We start from the raw sequence: 16,703 nt of genomic DNA, 5'->3' as shown, positions 1-16,703 counted from the left end.
CCCGATGCTTCCGGCTTACGGGGCACCCGGTGGTTCGCTTCTCCTGGTGTGCGGGCAGCCTCGGACACGGGCCGCTGTCGCACGATGTGTGGTGTTGTGTGCCGTCGGTGAGGGCACGCCCGGCCGCGGACGGCCGGGGGCCGCGCCGGTCAGGGCGCGGCGGCGGGGGGCGGCACCACGGTGCCGCACTCCGGAACGAAAGGCTGTTCGGCGCGGAGCTCCGCGATGGCGGCCTCGAAGTCCTCAAGGCCGTCGAAGGCCCGGTACACGGACGCGAACCTGAGGTATGCGACCACGTCGAGCTCCTTCAGCGGCCCGAGTATGGCCAGACCCACGTCGTGGGTGGACAGCTCGGCGCTGCCGGAGGCGCGCACGCACTCCTCGACCCGCTGGCCGAGCTGCGCGAGCGCGTCCTCGGTGACCGGCCGGCCCTGGCAGGCCTTGCGGACGCCCGAGATCACCTTCTCCCGGGAGAAGGGCTCGGTGACGCCGCTGCGCTTGATCACCATCAGGGTCGCGGTCTCGACGGTGGTGAACCGCCGACCGCAGTCGGGGCACTGCCGGCGACGGCGGATGGAACTGCCGTCGTCACTGGCACGGCTGTCCACGACACGGCTGTCCTGATGCCGGCAGAAGGGACAGTGCACCGGGGGGACTCCCTCTCTGGCGGCGTAGCAGCGGACCACGACACTCTACGCGATGGATGCGGGCCGACGGCAACCTCGACCACAACCTGTAGGCCTGAGCGGAGAGACTGGCACAAGATCTGGGCTCCGGGGGCACGCCACGCCGGACGGGAGAGCGGCTTTCCGGGGGCTTCGACGGGGCCCGGAACCGGACGGGTCGAAATCTTCGGCAGGGGTGAAATAGACTGCCGGAGTCGAACATTTAATCGATGTACACCCAAAGCCTTGATCGAGTCAGCGGACTGCTAAATAATTCACTCGAACGTGTGTTTGGCGCAACCTTTCGATAGGGGCACCAGTTGAGCGGGGCAAGGGAGAAACGCCTGTCCAAGAGGGGCCGCCATGAACGCCGTAGAACTCAAGAGCAACTCCATCCCGGTGCAGGAGCGCTCCGCTCGCACCACGGACCAGCAAGGCGTGGACCACAGCATGAGCCGTAGCCAGCCGATCGAGCACGCTGCCGTGCAGGATGCCGTGCTCGGCGCGCCCACCCCGACCCGCTCCCTCCCCGGCCGTCCCCCCGGCATCCGCACCGACGAGGCCGGACTGACCGAACGCCAGCGCCGCGTGATCGAAGTCATCAGGGACTCGGTCCAGCGCCGGGGCTACCCGCCCTCCATGCGGGAGATCGGCCAGGCCGTCGGCCTGTCCTCCACCTCGTCCGTCGCCCACCAGCTGATGGCCCTGGAGCGCAAGGGCTTCCTCCGCCGCGACCCGCACCGTCCCCGCGCGTACGAGGTCCGCGGCGTCGAGGTCGCCCGCCCCAACACCGCCGAGACGGCCGGCCGGCCGTCCACCTCGTACGTGCCGCTCGTCGGCCGGATCGCCGCCGGCGGCCCGATCCTCGCCGAGCAGACGGTCGAGGACGTGTTCCCGCTGCCGCGCCAGCTCGTCGGCGAGGGCGAACTGTTCGCCCTGACCGTCCGCGGCGACTCGATGATCGAGGCGGCGATCTGCGACGGCGACTGGGTCACCGTGCGCCGCCAGCCGGTCGCCGAGAACGGCGACATCGTCGCCGCGATGATCGACGGCGAAGCAACCGTCAAGCGCCTGAAGCGCGAGGACGGGAAGATCTGGCTGATGCCGCACAACGCCGCGTACGACCCGATCCCCGGCGACAACGCGACCATCCTCGGCAAGGTCGTCGCGGTGCTCCGCCGCCTCTGACCGCCGACGAGCCCCACCCGTCGCCGACCCGCGCGACACCCCGCAGCGGCTTCGACAGCAGCACCGGCGGCAGCGCCGGTACACGGCAGGGCCCGGAAGGCGCACACGCACCTTCCGGGCCCTGCCGTGCACTCAGCCCCGTTTCGCCACCGGGCGCACCGGCGGCGCCGCGGCGTCGATCGCCGCGAGCGACCGCCGCACCTGGTTGCGGTCGGTGGTGTACCAGAAGTCCGGCATCGAGGAGCGGAAGAACCCGCCGTAGCGGGCGGTGGACAGCCGCGGGTCGAGCACCGCGACGATGCCCTTGTCCTCCGCCGCCCGGACCAGCCGCCCCGCGCCCTGCGCCATCAGCAGCGCCGCGTGGGTGGCGGCGACCGCCATGAAGCCGTTGCCGCCGGCCTCCTCGACGGCCTTCTGACGGGCGCTCATCAGCGGGTCGTCGGGCCGCGGGAACGGGATGCGGTCCATCACGACCAGCTGGCAGGCCGCACCCGGCACGTCCACGCCCTGCCAGAGCGAGAGCGTGCCGAAGAGGCACGTCTCCGCGTCCGAGGCGAACGTTCGGATCAGCTCGCCCAGGGTCTCCTCGCCCTGCAGGAGGATCGGGTTGTCCAGCCGCTCGCGCAGCGCCTCCGCGGCGGCCTGGGCGGCCCGCATCGAGGAGAACAGGCCGAGTGTGCGGCCGCCGGCCGCACCGATCAGCTCGGCGAGCTCGTCGAGCATCTCCGGGCGGTCCGGCTCCCGGCCGGGCGGCGGCAGGTGCCGGGCGACGTAGAGGATGCCCTGCTTCGGGTAGGTGAACGGCGAGCCGACGTCCAGCCCGCGCCAGAGCAGCGGCGGGTCGTCCCCGGCCGGGGGCTGCGGCTCGCCCTCGGCACGCTCGTCCGGCAGCCGGCCCTCGCCGGGCAGTCCGACGGAGGCGGCGACCCCGGTGAAGTCGCCGCCCAGCTTGAGCGTGGCCGACGTCAGCACGACCGAGCGGTCCTTGTAGAGGCCCTCGCGGAGCAGCCCGGAGACGTTCAGCGGGGCGACCCGCAGCGAGGCGGCGCCCATGCCGAAGCGGTCGCTGCGCTCGATCCAGACGACGTCGTACTCGGAGCCCTCCAGCAGGCGTTCGGCGGTCTCGTGCAGGTGCTCGGCGGAGGCCATCGCCTGCTTGCGCACGGCGTCCTCGTCGCTGAGCGCCTTGTCGCGCGTCTCGCCGAGCGAGGTGATGATCTGCCGGCACGCGTCCCGGATCCCGCCCACGGCGTACGCGAGGTACTCGGGCAGTTCCTCGATCCGGCCGGGCTGGGCCGTCTCCATCAGCCCGTGGTAGTTCTCCGCGGCGGCCTGCAGCGCGTCGACCGCCTTCTCGTTGGCGAGCTTGGCGGCCCGCCGGACGGCGCGGTTGACGGCGTGCACGGTGAGCTCGGCGGTGGCGGCACCGGTGACCCGGTTCACCAGCTCGTGGGCCTCGTCGATGATGAGCAGCCCGTGCTCGGGCAGCACCGGGGCGCCCTCGATCGCGTCGATCGCGAGCATGGCGTGGTTGGTCACCACCACGTCCGCGAGCTTGGCGCGCTCGCGGGCGGCCTCGGCGAAGCACTCCTGCCCGTAGGGGCACTTGGTGGCGCCGAGGCACTCCGAGGAGGTGACGGCGAGCTGGGCCCACGCCTTGTCGGAGACGCCCGGGGAGAGGTCGTCGCGGTCGCCGGTGTCCGTCTCCTCGGCCCACTCCCGCAGGCGCAGGACGTCCTGGCCGAGTTTGCTGCTCGGCCCGCCCAGCACCTCTGCGGCGTCGAAGAGGCCCTCGCCCTCGTCCGCCGGGGTGCCCTCGTGCACGCGGTGCAGACAGAGGTAGTTGGAGCGGCCCTTGAGCATCGCGAAGAGCGGCCGGCGGCGCAGCACCGGGTGCAGGGCATCGACGGTGCGCGGCAGGTCGCGTTCGACGAGCTGCCGTTGCAGGGCGAGGGTGGCGGTCGCGACGACCACCCGATCGCCGTGCGCGAGGGCGGGCACCAGGTAGGCGAGGGACTTGCCGGTGCCGGTGCCGGCCTGGACGAGCAGGTGCTCGCCCTCGTCGACCGCGTCGGCGACGGCCTCGGCCATCCTGACCTGGCCGGGGCGTTCCACGCCGCCGACGGAGGCGACGGCGGCGTGCAGCAGCTCGGGGATCCGGGCACGCGGGACGGGGGCCGGGGTGTCGTCGTCCGGCTGGGGCAGGGATTCGGAGTCGTTCGTCATGACGCCGACCACCCTACGGCGCTGCTGTGACAATCGGCTTCCGCCGTGGCGGACCGGCGGGCGGGCGGAGCCGCGGGGGCCTCAGCGGCGGACGGCGGCACGGCCCGCCTCCCCCGGCGGCAGGACGGCGTCCGGCGGCCCGTCCGGCGGCCCCGCCGGGTGCCCGGGCGGGGCGAAGGACGTCCAGGCGGTGCGGGCGGGGAGCGGGTGGAGCTCCTTGCCGGCGACGGCGTTGAGGATCACGGCCGCCCGGTGGGCACCGAGCCCCAGGTCGGGGGTGCCGACGCCGTGGGTGTGGAGTTCGGCGTTCTGCACGTAGAGGCCGCCGGAGAGGCCGGGCCGGGTGGCGACGCGGTGCCGCAGGTCGACGCGGTAGCGGCCCTGGTCGTCCCAGTCGATCAGGCCGGCGACGGGGTCGAGGGCGGCGGGGCGGGTGGCGCGGTAGCCGGTGGCGAGCACGACGGCGTCGGTGCGGACGAGGTGGCGGGCGCCGGAGTCGGTGTGCCGGCAGTGGAGTTCGAGGCTCCCGCCGGGGCCGGTCCTGGCGTCGGCGACGGTGGTGCCGGGCATGATCTCCACCGGGTCGCCGCCGGGCGGGCGGCCGACCGACCGCTCGTAGAGCAGCTCGTGGATCTCGGCGAGGGTCTCGGCCCCGGCCGCCTTGTGCAGCTGCCACTGGGCGGGCACCAGGGAGTCGCGGACCTCTGCCGGCAGGCCGTGGAAGTAGCGGGTGTAGTCGGGGGTGAAGTGCTCCAGGCCGAGCTTGGAGTACTCCATGGGGGCGAGCGCGCGGGAGCGGCTGAGCCAGCGCAGCCGGGTGCCGTCGTCGGCGCGGTGGCGCAGGAGGTCGAGGAAGACCTCCGCCCCGGACTGTCCCGAGCCGACGACGGTGATGTCGCGGGCGGCGGAGAGGCCGGCGCGGCGTTCGAGGTAGTCGGCGGAGTGCCAGACCTGCGGGTGTGCCGCCAGGGCGGCGAAGGCCTGCGGCCGGACGGGCACGGTGCCGACGCCGAGCACGAGGTTGCGGGCGCGGATCCGCTCGCCGGCGGCCTCGGCGGTGAAGACGGCGTCGCGGGCGTCCCAGTGCACGGCGGTGACGGGTGCGCCGAAGCGGCAGTTGGGCAGCCGGTCGGCGGCCCAGCGGCAGTAGTGCACGTACTCCCGGCGGGAGAGGTGGGAGCGCTCGGCGAAGTAGAACGGGTAGAGCCGCTCGTGCTGCCGCAGGTAGTTGAGGAAGGACCAGGGGCTGGTCGGGTCGACGAGGGAGACCAGGTCGGCGAGGAACGGCACCTGCATCCGGGCGCCGTCGACGAGCATGCCGGGGTGCCAGCGGTAGGCGGGTTCGGCCTCGCAGAAGAGCGCGGAGACCACCCCGGACGCGCCGTCGGCGAGCGCGGCGAGCGACAGGTTGAACGGCCCGATGCCGATGCCGAGCAGGTCGTACGGTTCCGCGGTCGGGCTGCCCGGCGCGGCGCGGCTCGGCTCGGGGGCGCGCCGCACCATGAGGGCGGCGCGCTTGTCGGGGAGCTGCAGGTCGGCGGTGCGGCGGAAGCCCGCGGCGGCGAACGCCCGCACGGACGCGGTGTTGCGGACGTCCGGTTCGGCGACGACCCTGCGGCAGCCCGGGCGGTGGGCGAGGAGGTGTGCGGCGACGGCCGCGATCAGGGTGCTGCCGAGGCCGCGGCCGCGGTCGGCGGCGGTGCCGATGAGCAGGTGGAGGCCGGTGTCGTGGGGTTCGGCCCGGTAGTGCCGGGCGAGCGGGTCGAGGTCGGCCCGGTAGACCTCCCAGTAGCTCATGGGGGTGCCGTCGAGGACGCCGATGCAGGGCAGGCTGCTGCCGTCGCCGTCGAGTTGGGCGCGCAGGTGGCGCTCGGTGCCGTCCGGCGGGCCGGCGAGGTGCCAGTAGGCGTCGACGGCAGGATCGTTCATCCAGCCGGTGAGCAGCGGGAGGTCGTCGGGGAGGCGCACGGGTCGCAGCCGGAACTCCCCGGCCGGGGTGGCGATCGGGGGCCGTCCGGCGGCCCCGTCCGGCAGGTCCGCGCGGACGGCCCCGGCGGCCCCGGCGGCTTCGGCCGCTCCGGCGGACGGGCCGGACGGGCGGGCGGGCGGTGCGGTGCCGGTGGCGTCGGCGGGGTTGCCGGACCGGCGGCTCACGCCGCGGCCACGGGGTTGGCGACGGTCACGTAGACGGACTGCGTCTCGACCGGTCCGACCAGTTCGTCGAGGCCGTGGAGCCGGGTGAGGAGGTTCGCCTTGCAGCGCAAGGTGGGGGCGTCGAGCAGGTGCGCGGGCAGGGTGGAACCGGTGGCGGCGGCCCGCGGCCCGGCGAGGAACCGGCGGAGGGCGGCGAGCAGCAGGGCTTCGTCGGCGAGTCCCTGGGCGCCGAGGGCGCCGATCAGTCCGAGGACGTGGTTGATGCCGAGGTAGTAGGCGAAGTGCTGGTCGACGACGTGGTCGGGGAGGAAGGTGTCGCTGGCGGCGCCGAGTCCGGGCAGGGCCGTGGTGAGCCGGTCCGCGTGCGAGTCGCGGTAGTAGTAGCCCTGGTTGTCGCGGTAGCGGCCGCCGACGGGCCAGCCGTCGTGGTCGAGCAGCACGAGGGTGTTCTGCTGGTGGGCCTCCAGGGCGACCCCGGCCCGGCCGTCGAGCCAGAGGACGGGCAGGACGACGGCGTCGAGGTAGCGCAGGAACCACTCGGCGGTGACGGTCGCGGAGGTGCGCCCGCTGCGGGCGGCGAGCCCGGAGACGAGGCGGCCGAGCATGGACGCGCCGCCGTCGGCGGGCTGCTCGGCGAGGAGTCCGGCGACGCACAGCGCCCGCTCGTCGGGCCCGAACGGCTGGCGGCGGAGCACGGTGTCGAGTCCGCTGGGGTCGCCCAGGGCGGGGTGGTCGACGCCGATCCAGGCCGGGTCGCGGACGATGTCGAAGCCGGGGTGGGCGGCCTGCCACGAGGCGCCGAGGCCGTTCTCCAGCAGGCGGTGCACCTCGGTGCCGCGGTGGAGTTCCTTGCGGAGGTTCTCGCGGCGGGAGTTGGTGATCCGCAGGCCGAGCGAGAGCTTGAGCATCCACGGGGTGCCGGGGCGGGTGACGGTCCGCACCGAGGAGGTGGGGTGCCAGGGGTCGCCGTGCGGGCCGAGGTCGTGCAGCAGTCCGCGGTCGAGGAGGGCGGCGACGGCGGGCCGCAGGGTGAGGTCGCGGGCCTGCCAGGGGTGCAGGGGCAGGGCCGCGGTGCCGGGGGGAAGCGGGGTTCCGTCGCCGAGCAGGGCCGCGGTGATGCGGTCCGCGGGGAGGCCGTCGGCGGAGTCGGCGGCGAGCAGGGAGCGGTCGACGGCGAACCAGTGCATCCGGAAGGCGCCGTGGAGTTCGGGGGCGTAGGCGCGGCTCTCGGCGGGGCCGAGTCCGTCGCGGCTCTTCGGGGTGGGGTGCAGCGGGTGCCCGAGCAGCAGGGCCTGTTCGGCCCGGAGGAAGGGGGTGGTGCCGGGCGGGGGGACGGCGGTGCGCCGGTGGTCGAGGATCTCGGCCGTCCGGGCGACGGAGTCGGCGACCCGGGCGACGAGGTCGGCGGCCCGGCCGGGGTCCGCGGCGCGGCCGGGGGCGGGGCCGTCCGCGAGGGTGCGGGCGAGGAGGGCGGTCACGGTGACGGCGTCGACCGGTGCGGCGGGGCCGCCCGGGCCGGTGCCGAGCACGACCGGGCCGAACCGGTGGCGGCCGCAGGCGGACCAGTACCGGACGGGGGCCACGAGCTGGGCGGCACCGCCGAGGACGGGCACGGTGAGGCGTCCGGCGGTGTCCGGGAGGGCCCCGGTCTCGCGGGCCCAGCAGCGCAGCACGGCTTCGGCGCCGGCGTGTTCGGCGGCGACGGCCGGGTCGGGGTGGAGCAGCGGGTCCTCGGCCGTGGCGGGCGCGTGGCGGGGTGCGGCGGGGCCGGGCAGCAGGGCGGTGGGCGGGGCTCCGGTGAGGGCGGTGCTCAAGGCTGCTCCTTCGGGCGCCCGTGGGCGGGCGCGTGGGGGGTCGAGCGGGTGCGGAGGGGGCGCGCACCCGGAAGGCGACAGGTAAGCCGTACCTATCTCGACCGGGGGATCACAAGATCACCTCACTCGTTGTGGTGAACTCCCGCTCCGCACTCACCCGTGGGGGTGGTTCGGGCTGACGGTGTGCCCGGATCACGGTTGGGTGACCTCGCGCGGCGGGCCGGTGCGGGGCTGCCCGTCCGGGCCCGCCGCGGTGGGAGACTGCACCGGCGGTCGATGCGGGCCGCGAGGGCGTCAGGGGGCTTGGGGATGGGGCGGATCCGACGGGTGGGGCCGGTGGCGGCGTTCGCCGCCGTACTGGTGCTCGCGGTGGGGGCGTGCACGCCGGTGGGCGGGGGCGCGACCGCGTCGAGCAGTGCGTCGGGGGCGCAGGCGGGCCGGATCCGGCTGCCGAACGACGTGCCGCCGGGGCTGCTCGCCGGGCTGCCCCGGAGCTGGGACGAGCTGAGGCGCTGGAAGTTCGCCGACTGGGACAACTGGGCGTCGAAGCACGTCTTCCGCAACCCGGTGGTCAGGGACCTGTGGAGCCCGGACCGGATGGACGCGGCGCAGCCGCAGCAGCCCGCGCCGCCGGCCGCTCCCCCGCCGGCGGGCGACAACGGCACCGAGCCGGACCCCGCCCCGGTGGCGGCGGTGCCGGTGGCGCGCCCGTACACGCAGTACCCGGCGTCGGGGAAGGTGTTCTCGACGGCACCGGGCGGCGGGATCGGCCAGTGCTCGGCGACCGTGGTCGAGGATCCGGCGCACCCGGGGAAGTCGAACCTCGTGTGGACGGCCGCGCACTGCGTGCACGAGGGCAAGGGCGGGGACTGGTTCAGGAACCTCATCTTCGTTCCCGCGTACAACAGTTCCGGGGCGGCGAGCGGTGGGCACAGGGCGACGCTGGCGCAGGTCGCCCCGCTCGGCCAGTGGTGGGCCGACAAGGTCATCACCTCGCCGCTGTGGACGGTCGAGGGCGGCCACAGCGGCGATGCCGCCAACCAGTACGACTTCGCGGTGCTGCGCGTGCACAGCCCGGACGGCGGGGCGGCGTCGCTGGAGGAGACGATCGGTGGTGCCGTGCCGGTGTGGTTCGACGCCCCGCGGGAGAAGCTCTCGGTCTCGGCGTGGGGGTATCCGGCCGTGAAGCCTTTCAACGGCCAGGAGTTGGACCGCTGCGACGGCGGGCGGCCCTCCCGGCTGTCCTTCGACCCGGCCCGGCCGGCGATGCTCACCATCGGCTGCACGATGACGGCGGGGGCGAGCGGCGGGGGCTGGTTCGCGCCGATGCCGGACGGCCGTCCGGCGCTGGTCAGCAACACCTCGATCGGCACGTCGGCGCACACCACGCTGAGCGGGCCGTACCTGGAGAGCGTCGCGCGGCAGGCCCTGGCGTACATCGCGCAGAAGTGACCCGCACCGCCCGGGACTTCTCCTCCGGGCGGCGCGGGCGGCGGGCGGGCGGCAACGGCGGGCGGCGGCCCGCTCAGACGTAGCGCCCGACGACGTCGGTGATGACGTCGTCGCGGATCAGGTAGGCGTAGGTGAAGTGCTCGGTGACGCCGGAGCCGGTGGTGAAGATGTACTCGACGACGGTGCGGCCGTCCCGCGTGGTGACGGCGATCTCGCGGTAGTGGCCGTCGTCGTCGACGACGTCGGGCCGGAGGAAGGCGTCGACGATCTCGTTCCGCCCGGTGAAGTGGGCCCCGGCCCGGTCGAAGTGCGCGTCGGGCGCGTAGGACGCGGTGATGCGGGCGACGTCCCCGCGGTTGGCGGCGTCGGTGAAGCCGCGGATCACCTGGAGGTCCTGCGCGCCGGGCGTGCCCCGGACGGCGGGGGCCGCCGTGTCCGCGGCCTGGGCGGCCGGGGCGTTCGCCGTGACGGCGGCCGCGGGCGCCGCCGTCCCGCCGCTCCCGCTCGTGCAGCCGGTGGTGAGTGCGGCCACCGCGGCCAGGGCGGCGGCGGCCCGTACGGCGGTGGCCCGTACGGTCGTGCGGGGTCGGTGCAGGGGCATCGCGATCTCCCTCGTCTCGTTCGACTGCATGGTCAGCGGGCCTTCTGTACGTGGAAGTTGAAGTCCCAGTCGCCGAGCGCCCCCCAGATGCGCACCCACAGGGGCAGCACCTGCTCCAGGCCGCGGGCGCTGGTGATGTCGCCGAGGTCGAGGACGGACGCCCGGGGCCAGCCGAAGGAGAGCAGCAGGTCGACGGTCTCCTTCTTGGCCGCGTCGTCGTCGCCGCAGACGAAGACGTCGTGGGGGCCGGGGAGCCGTCCGGGGTCGACCATGACGGCGCAGTTCATGGTGTTCAGGGTCTTCACCACCCGCGCGGTCGGGAACGCGCGCTGGATCTGCTCGCCGAGGCTGTCGGTGTTGACCGGGTCGAGGGTCGGCGGCATGCCCCGGGAGAAGTCCAGCGGGTTGGCGACGTCGATGAGGAGCTTGCCGTCGAGGTTGGCCTGGCCTGCGGCGGTGAGGGCGGCGAGGCTGGCCGATCCGAGCGAGGCGTTGACGACGGTGTCGGCGCCGGCGGCGGCGTCCGCGAAGGTGGCGAGCCGGACGTCCGGGTGCTCGGCGCTCCAGACGTGGAAGGGCGGGTTGCCGTAGCCGTCGGGCCCGGTGCGCTCCAGCGTCTCCTGGACGTCCCGGGTGCCGAGGAGCACGTCGTGCCCGAGCGAGGCCAGCTTGGCGGCGAGGGTTCGGCCGACGGTTCCGGTTCCGATGACTGCGTAGCGCATGGCGGGTGTCCTTCTCGTGCGGAGGCGGTCGGGGACGGCCGTGCCCGGACACCACTTAACCAAGTGGTTTGACTAATTGTCAATCGATGAGTCACATTCCTGCGCCCGGACATGCGTCCGGACATGCGGCCGGACCGGACATACACCTGGGCATGCTCCCGGACATGCGGACGGGCCCCGACCTGGCGAGGTCGGGGCCCGTCCGGGGCCGTACGGCGGCCCGTCAGTCCTGGGCGACCACCGCGAAGCGCTCCAGCTCCGCGGCGAGCTCCGCAGCCACCTTGGCGCGCACCAGCGTGCCGTCACCGGTGTGCTCGGTGGCGATCAGCTCGCCCTCGGCGTGCACCCGGGAGACGAGGTCGCCACGGGTGTACGGGATGAGCACCTGCACCTCGATCGCCGGACGCGGCAGCTCGTCGTCGATGAGCTGCAGCAGTTCCTCGATGCCCAGGCCGGTGCGGGCCGACACCACGATGGCGTGCGGCTCGCGCCGCAGCAGGCGCTGCAGCACGTGCGGGTCGGCGGCGTCGGCCTTGTTGATGACCACGATCTCCGGCACGTCCTGCGCCTCGACCGAGACGATCACCTCGCGGACGGCCGCGAGCTGGGTCTCCGGCTCCGGGTGGGAGCCGTCGACCACGTGCAGGATGAGGTCGGCCTCGCCGACCTCCTCCATGGTCGAACGGAACGCCTCGACCAGGTGGTGCGGCAGGTGCCGGACGAACCCGACGGTGTCGGCCAGGGTGTACACCCGGCCGCTCGGGGTCTGGGCCCGCCGGACGGTCGGGTCGAGGGTGGCGAACAGCGAGTTCTCCACCAGCACGCCCGCGCCGGTGAGCCGGTTGAGCAGGGACGACTTGCCGGCGTTGGTGTAACCGGCGATGGCCACGGACGGCACCTGGTTGCGCCGGCGCTCCTGGCGCTTGGTGTCGCGGCCCTTCTTCATGTCGGCGATCTCCCGGCGGAGCTTCGCCATCTTCTCGCGGATCCGCCGCCGGTCGGTCTCGATCTTGGTCTCACCCGGGCCACGGGTGGCCATGCCGCCGCCGGACGAGCCGGAGCCGCCACCACCCATCTGCCGGGAGAGCGACTGGCCCCAGCCGCGCAGGCGCGGCAGCATGTACTGCATCTGCGCGAGCGAGACCTGCGCCTTGCCCTCACGGGACTTGGCGTGCTGGGCGAAGATGTCGAGGATCAGGGCCGTGCGGTCGACGACCTTGACCTTGACGACGTCTTCCAGGTGGATCAGCTGGCCTGGGGTGAGCTCACCGTCGCAGACGACGGTGTCGGCGCCGGTCGAGGCGACGATGTCACGGAGCTCCTTGGCCTTGCCGGAGCCGATGTACGTGGCGGCGTCGGGCTTGTCGCGGCGCTGGATCACGCCGTCCAGCACCTCGGAGCCGGCGGTCTCGGCGAGGGCGGCGAGCTCGGCCATCGAATTCTCCGCCTCCTCCACCGTGCCGTCCGTCCACACGCCGACGAGCACCACGCGCTCCAGGCGGAGCTGGCGGTACTCGACCTCGGTGACGTCCTGGAGTTCGGTGGAGAGGCCGGCGACGCGACGCAGGGACGCACGCTCGGAGCGGTCGTACTGGTCGCCGTCGTAACGGTCGAGGTCCTCGTCGATCGCCGCGAGGTCCTCGTCCATCAAGGCGTCGGCCTTGAGGTCGGCGAGCCGTCGGGCGGACTCGCTGGTCTGGGTGCGGCTGTCGAACGTGGAGGTCATCTCATCCTTTGCGGTGTCGGGAGGCCGGCGCAGCAGTACTGCACCGAGGAGTCTGCCCGGCTGCCGCCCCTGCCTACCGTCGGACGGGATCGAGCTACCCCTGCGGACCGCCGGGGTCACCGGTGGTCCTGCCTCCGGTGAACGCCGCGGACCGGCCGTGCATTCCCGACGATGGTCGCACGGCCCCCTCCGCCGGGTCATCCCCATTTCCGTCCGGGCCTCCCCAGGTGTCGCCGCCGTCGGCCGTCGCGGCGCCCGGCCCGCCGGGGCGGTAGACGTCGTACACGCCGGGTACGCGGAGCATCGCGCGCATGACCGCGGGCAGGGTCGCCGCGGGCAGTTCGACGGTGTAGCTGTGCCGCACCCGCAGCTCGCGCGGCGGCTCGACGTCGGCGGAGAAGATGCCGGCGCCCTCGGCGGAGATCGCCGCGGTCAGGTCGGCGAGCAGCCGGGGCCGGTTCAGCGCCTCGGCGTGCAGGGTGACGCGGTGGCCGTTCGGCGGTTCGGCGCCGGGGATCCACGCGAGCGCGAGCGGGCCGCGGCCGTCCTCGCGCATCCGCTCGCCGACCGGACAGCCGGTGCGGTGCACGGCGACGGCGCCGCCGCGGATCGGGAACCCCGTCACCGCGTCGGGCGGCACCGGGGTGCAACATCGGGCGAGCCGGACGGGCGTGCCGGGCCGGCCGAGCACGGCCACCGGGGCCCTGCCGCGGACGGCCGGCGGCTGCGGCTGCCCGGCCGCCGGCCCGGACGGGGGCGCGGCGGGGCGGTCGTCGGCCGGAGCGGGGTCGGGCTCGTCGGCGGGGGCGGGCCGGTCGGCCAGCCAGCGCTCGATGGCCAGCCGGGCGGCCGGGGTGCGGGCGTGGTCCAGCCACTGCGGCGCGGGGCCGGAGGGCTCCCCGGCGGGTGCGGTCAGCACCGCGACCATGTCGCCGTCGCGCAGCACGGTCGAGAGGGCGGCGAGGCGGCCGTTCACCCGGGCGCCGACGCAGCGGTGCCCGGTCTCCTCGCCGAGGAGGTAGGCGGCGTCCACGCAGCTGGCGCCGACCGGCAGGTGGAGCCGTTCGCCGGTCTCGGTGACGGCGGTGATCTCGCCGTCGTCGGAGAGGGTGTCCCGGAGGGTCGACCAGAAGGCGTCCGGGTCCGGGGTCTCCTGCTGCCAGGCGAGGAGGCGGCTGAGCCAGCCGGGGCGGGCCGGGTCGGTGCGGTCGAGTTCGTCGCCGGGGCCGCCGGCCGCGGCCGCGCCGCCCTGCTGCTGGTGCGGGTCGCCGAGGGCGACGACGCCGAACTCGGCGATCCGGTGCATCCGGCGCGTCCGGACGAGCACCTCGGCGACCTCGCCGCCGGGCAGTTGCACGGCCGTGTGGAGCGACTGGTAGAGGTTGAACTTGGGGGCGGCGACGAAGTCCTTGAACTCGCCGGGCAGCGGCGTCCAGCAGGTGTGCAGCTCGCCGAGGACGGCGTAGCAGTCGGCGTTCTCCTCCACCACGACGAGCACCCGGCCGATGTCCGCGGGCTGGAGTGCCTGCGGACGGCCGTCCCGTCCGGCGGCGGCGTCCCGCTTGAGCAGCACCCGGTGCACGGAGACGCAGTGCCGGGGCCGTACGGAGGCCTCGGCGGCGATGCCGGCCTCCGCGAGCTGGCGGCCGAGGGTCTCGGCGAAGGGCTGCAGGACGTCGTCGGGCCGGTCCTCGTGGACGGTGAGCACGGCGCGGGTGCGCGCGTAGTCGTCGGGGTGGAGGGTCGCGAAGACGATGTCCTCCAGCTCCGCCTTGAGCACCTGGATGCCGAGCCGTTCGGCGAGCGGGATGAGGACGTCGCGGGTGACCTTGGCGATCCGCGCCCGGCTGGCCGGCTTCATGTGCCGGATGGTGCGCATGTTGTGGAGCCGGTCGGCGAGTTTGATCACCATGACCCGGACGTCGTCGCCGGTGGCGACGAGCATCTTGCGGAACGTCTCCGCCTCTGCGGCCGCACCGAAGTCGACCTTCTCCAGCTTGGTGACGCCGTCGACGAGATAGGCGACCTCGGGGCCGAAGTCGGCGGACACCTGATCGAGCGTCACCTCGGTGTCCTCGACGGTGTCGTGCAGCAGGGACGCCACCAACGTCGTCGTCCCGGCGCCGAGTTGAGCGAGGATCATGGTGACGGCGAGCGGATGCGTGATGTACGGCTCGCCGCTCTTGCGCATCTGGCCGCGGTGCCCCTCCTCCGCGAGCCGGTACGCGCGGGCGAGCAGCGCGAGGTCGGCCTGGGGGTGGTGACGCCGGTGCACCTGCACGATGGGCTCGATGGCATCGGGCGTGGGCTGGCGTCCGGTGGCCAGCACCGCGGCCCGGCCGGCACGGCCGATGGCGCTGCGGCTCAGCCTGCCGAGCGGCCGCTTCGGGGCGGCTCCGGGCTGAGCGGTCTCGATCGGTCCTGCTTCGATGGCCATCCGCACCTCCGGCAGCGATCACCGGAGCGACTCCCGACCCGGTGGTCCATGCTACCGAGCAGAGCACGTTCCGCGACGCACTGCTCCCGGTCCGTGAGACGGATCACCCGATCGGGCGGATTCGCACACGACGGAATCGGGAAAACAGCGCGTTCGTCCGCGACGAATGGCGGCTCAGGCGGAGAGCGTGGCGTACCAGGCCGGGTCGAGGGTGCCGGCGGCGACGATCTCGGCGGGGCCGGTCATCTCCACGCGGCCGTCCGGGAACTCCTCGATCAGCAGGCGCCCGCCGGGCAGGTCCACGGTGTAGCGGACGGCCTCGCCGGTGACGGCGGGGTCGAGTCCGTCGCGGCGGGCGGCGGCGACGGCCACCGCGCAGGCGCCGGTGCCGCAGGAGCGGGTCTCGCCGGAGCCGCGCTCGTGGACGCGCATCGCGACGTGGCGCGGGCCGCGGTCGACGACGAACTCCACGTTCACGCCGTCCGGGTAGACGCCCTCGGGGCCGGTGCGCGGGGCGGCGTGGAGGTCGCCGGCGTCGGCGAGGTCGGCGACGAACGCGACCGCGTGCGGGTTGCCCATGTTGACGTTGCGGGCGGGCCAGACCCGGTCGCCGACCGCGACCTCGATGCCGTCCGGGCCGGGCAGGGCGGCGCGGCCCATGTCGACGGTCACCTCGCCGGGGGTGCCGTCGGCGGCGTCCCCGGCGACCCGTGCCTGCCGGACGCCGGCCCGGGTGGCGACCGCCAGCGGGCCGGGCTTCGCGAGGCCGGCGTGCACCAGGTAGCGGGCGAAGACCCGGACGCCGTTGCCGCACATCTCGGCGATCGAGCCGTCGGCGTTGCGGTAGTCCATGAACCACTCGGCCTCGCCCGCCATCGCCGCGGCCGCCGGGTCGGCGGCCGAGCGCACGACCCGCAGCAGGCCGTCGCCGCCGATGCCCGCGCGCCGGTCGCACAGCCGGGCGACCGCGTCGGGGCCGAGGTCGAGGAGGCCGTCCGGGTCGGGGACGATCACGAAGTCGTTCTGGGTGCCGTGCCCCTTGAGGAAGGAGGGGCCGGGAGTGGTGGGTGCGCTCACACCGCCGATGGTACTGATCAGCCGCGCAGGTGGACGACCCGCCAGAGGGCCAGTGCCACCGCGGCACCGGCGATCGCCGTGTAGACGGCGATGGCGCGCCAGCCGGCCCGCAGGCCGCTGCCGCGATGGGGGACGCCCGGCCACTTGTAGCCGGCGCGCCGGGCGGCCATCGCCCCCCAGCCGCCGGAGGCGGCGGTGAGGAGCAGGCCCAGCATGCCGATCATCGCGGACGCCGCGTCGCCGGAGAAGGCGAGCGGGAAGGCGAACATGAGCGAGCCGGTGGTGGCCATCAGGACGATCGGCAGCAGCTGCCACCACCGCAGCCGGCGGCGCGGACGGATCTCCCGCTCGCGCACCGCGCCGGGGGCGGCGAGGTCGTCGATGGCGGGCAGCGCGACCGCGTAGGAGGCCGAGGCGACGAGGTCGGGCAGCGCCTGCCGGGCGCCGAGCGCCAGCTCGTCGGTTTCGGGGCCGGTACCCGTAGACACGCGGCCTCCCCTGACGGATCGACACGGGGTTCACGGACTCGTGAACGGTGAGGCCGGCCCGCGTGACCAGCCTCCGATGACACCGATGATGGCATGTCCAAGGTTGCCGACAGGGCGTCCCGGCGGTCGTCGGGTGATCCGTGGCCATGACGT

General features: G+C 74.4%; 12 protein-coding genes. 2 read left to right on the top strand and 10 right to left on the bottom strand.

Annotation, left to right across the window (positions count from 1 at the left end; translation table 11 throughout):
* Window positions 1-149: 149 nt before the first annotated feature.
* Entirely contained in the window at window positions 150-647 is a 498-nt protein-coding gene (nrdR, locus tag SNE206_RS22750; RefSeq protein WP_407915322.1) for a transcriptional regulator NrdR, read from the bottom strand.
* 468 nt (window positions 648-1,115) lie between these two features.
* Between nrdR and lexA the strand changes: the two genes are divergently transcribed.
* Window positions 1,116-1,853, top strand: a complete 738-nt coding sequence (gene lexA, locus SNE206_RS22745) for a transcriptional repressor LexA (protein ID WP_405015383.1) — start codon at window positions 1,116-1,118, stop codon at window positions 1,851-1,853.
* Window positions 1,854-1,985: 132 nt separating this feature from the next.
* On the opposite strand, the gene SNE206_RS22740 is transcribed toward lexA, so the two are convergent.
* The 3 genes from SNE206_RS22740 to SNE206_RS22730 all read right to left on the bottom strand — a co-directional run bounded on the left by SNE206_RS22740 (window position 1,986) and on the right by SNE206_RS22730 (window position 8,047).
* Complete coding sequence (locus SNE206_RS22740; RefSeq protein WP_407915321.1) at window positions 1,986-4,079, bottom strand: ATP-dependent DNA helicase; 2,094 nt, start codon at window positions 4,077-4,079, stop codon at window positions 1,986-1,988.
* A gap of 81 nt (window positions 4,080-4,160) precedes the next feature.
* On the bottom strand, window positions 4,161-6,233 hold the full coding sequence (locus tag SNE206_RS22735) for a GNAT family N-acetyltransferase (protein ID WP_407915320.1): 2,073 nt from the start codon (window positions 6,231-6,233) through the stop codon (window positions 4,161-4,163).
* Window positions 6,230-8,047, bottom strand: a complete 1,818-nt coding sequence (locus SNE206_RS22730; protein WP_407915319.1) for an IucA/IucC family protein — start codon at window positions 8,045-8,047, stop codon at window positions 6,230-6,232. Before SNE206_RS22730 ends, SNE206_RS22735 begins: the two co-directional genes overlap by 4 nt.
* A gap of 309 nt (window positions 8,048-8,356) precedes the next feature.
* Here SNE206_RS22730 and SNE206_RS22725 point away from each other — a divergent pair, with 309 nt between their 5' ends.
* Entirely contained in the window at window positions 8,357-9,499 is a 1,143-nt protein-coding gene (locus tag SNE206_RS22725) for a trypsin-like serine peptidase (RefSeq protein WP_407915318.1), read from the top strand.
* A gap of 73 nt (window positions 9,500-9,572) precedes the next feature.
* Here SNE206_RS22725 and SNE206_RS22720 read toward each other — a convergent pair whose 3' ends face one another.
* From SNE206_RS22720 to SNE206_RS22695, 6 genes are all read right to left on the bottom strand, one after another.
* Complete coding sequence (locus SNE206_RS22720) at window positions 9,573-10,100, bottom strand: nuclear transport factor 2 family protein (RefSeq protein WP_407915317.1); 528 nt, start codon at window positions 10,098-10,100, stop codon at window positions 9,573-9,575.
* 32 nt (window positions 10,101-10,132) lie between these two features.
* The gene (locus SNE206_RS22715) at window positions 10,133-10,822 is read right to left on the bottom strand and encodes an NADPH-dependent F420 reductase (RefSeq protein ID WP_407915316.1); all 690 of its coding nucleotides are present in this window, start codon (window positions 10,820-10,822) and stop codon (window positions 10,133-10,135) included.
* A gap of 223 nt (window positions 10,823-11,045) precedes the next feature.
* Entirely contained in the window at window positions 11,046-12,548 is a 1,503-nt protein-coding gene (gene hflX / locus SNE206_RS22710; RefSeq protein WP_407915315.1) for a GTPase HflX, read from the bottom strand.
* A gap of 94 nt (window positions 12,549-12,642) precedes the next feature.
* The gene (locus SNE206_RS22705; RefSeq protein ID WP_407915314.1) at window positions 12,643-14,985 is read right to left on the bottom strand and encodes a RelA/SpoT family protein; all 2,343 of its coding nucleotides are present in this window, start codon (window positions 14,983-14,985) and stop codon (window positions 12,643-12,645) included.
* 174 nt (window positions 14,986-15,159) lie between these two features.
* Window positions 15,160-16,062, bottom strand: coding sequence for a diaminopimelate epimerase (gene dapF, locus SNE206_RS22700; RefSeq protein WP_407915313.1), 903 nt, complete (start codon window positions 16,060-16,062; stop codon window positions 15,160-15,162).
* 17 nt (window positions 16,063-16,079) lie between these two features.
* On the bottom strand, window positions 16,080-16,550 hold the full coding sequence (locus SNE206_RS22695) for a hypothetical protein (RefSeq protein WP_407915312.1): 471 nt from the start codon (window positions 16,548-16,550) through the stop codon (window positions 16,080-16,082).
* Between the last annotated feature and the right edge of the window lie 153 nt (window positions 16,551-16,703).

The organism is Kitasatospora sp. NE20-6 (assembly GCF_045862635.1).
The sequence above is the reverse complement of the archived record's forward strand: the minus strand, read 5'-3'. Positions and strand labels throughout refer to the sequence as shown.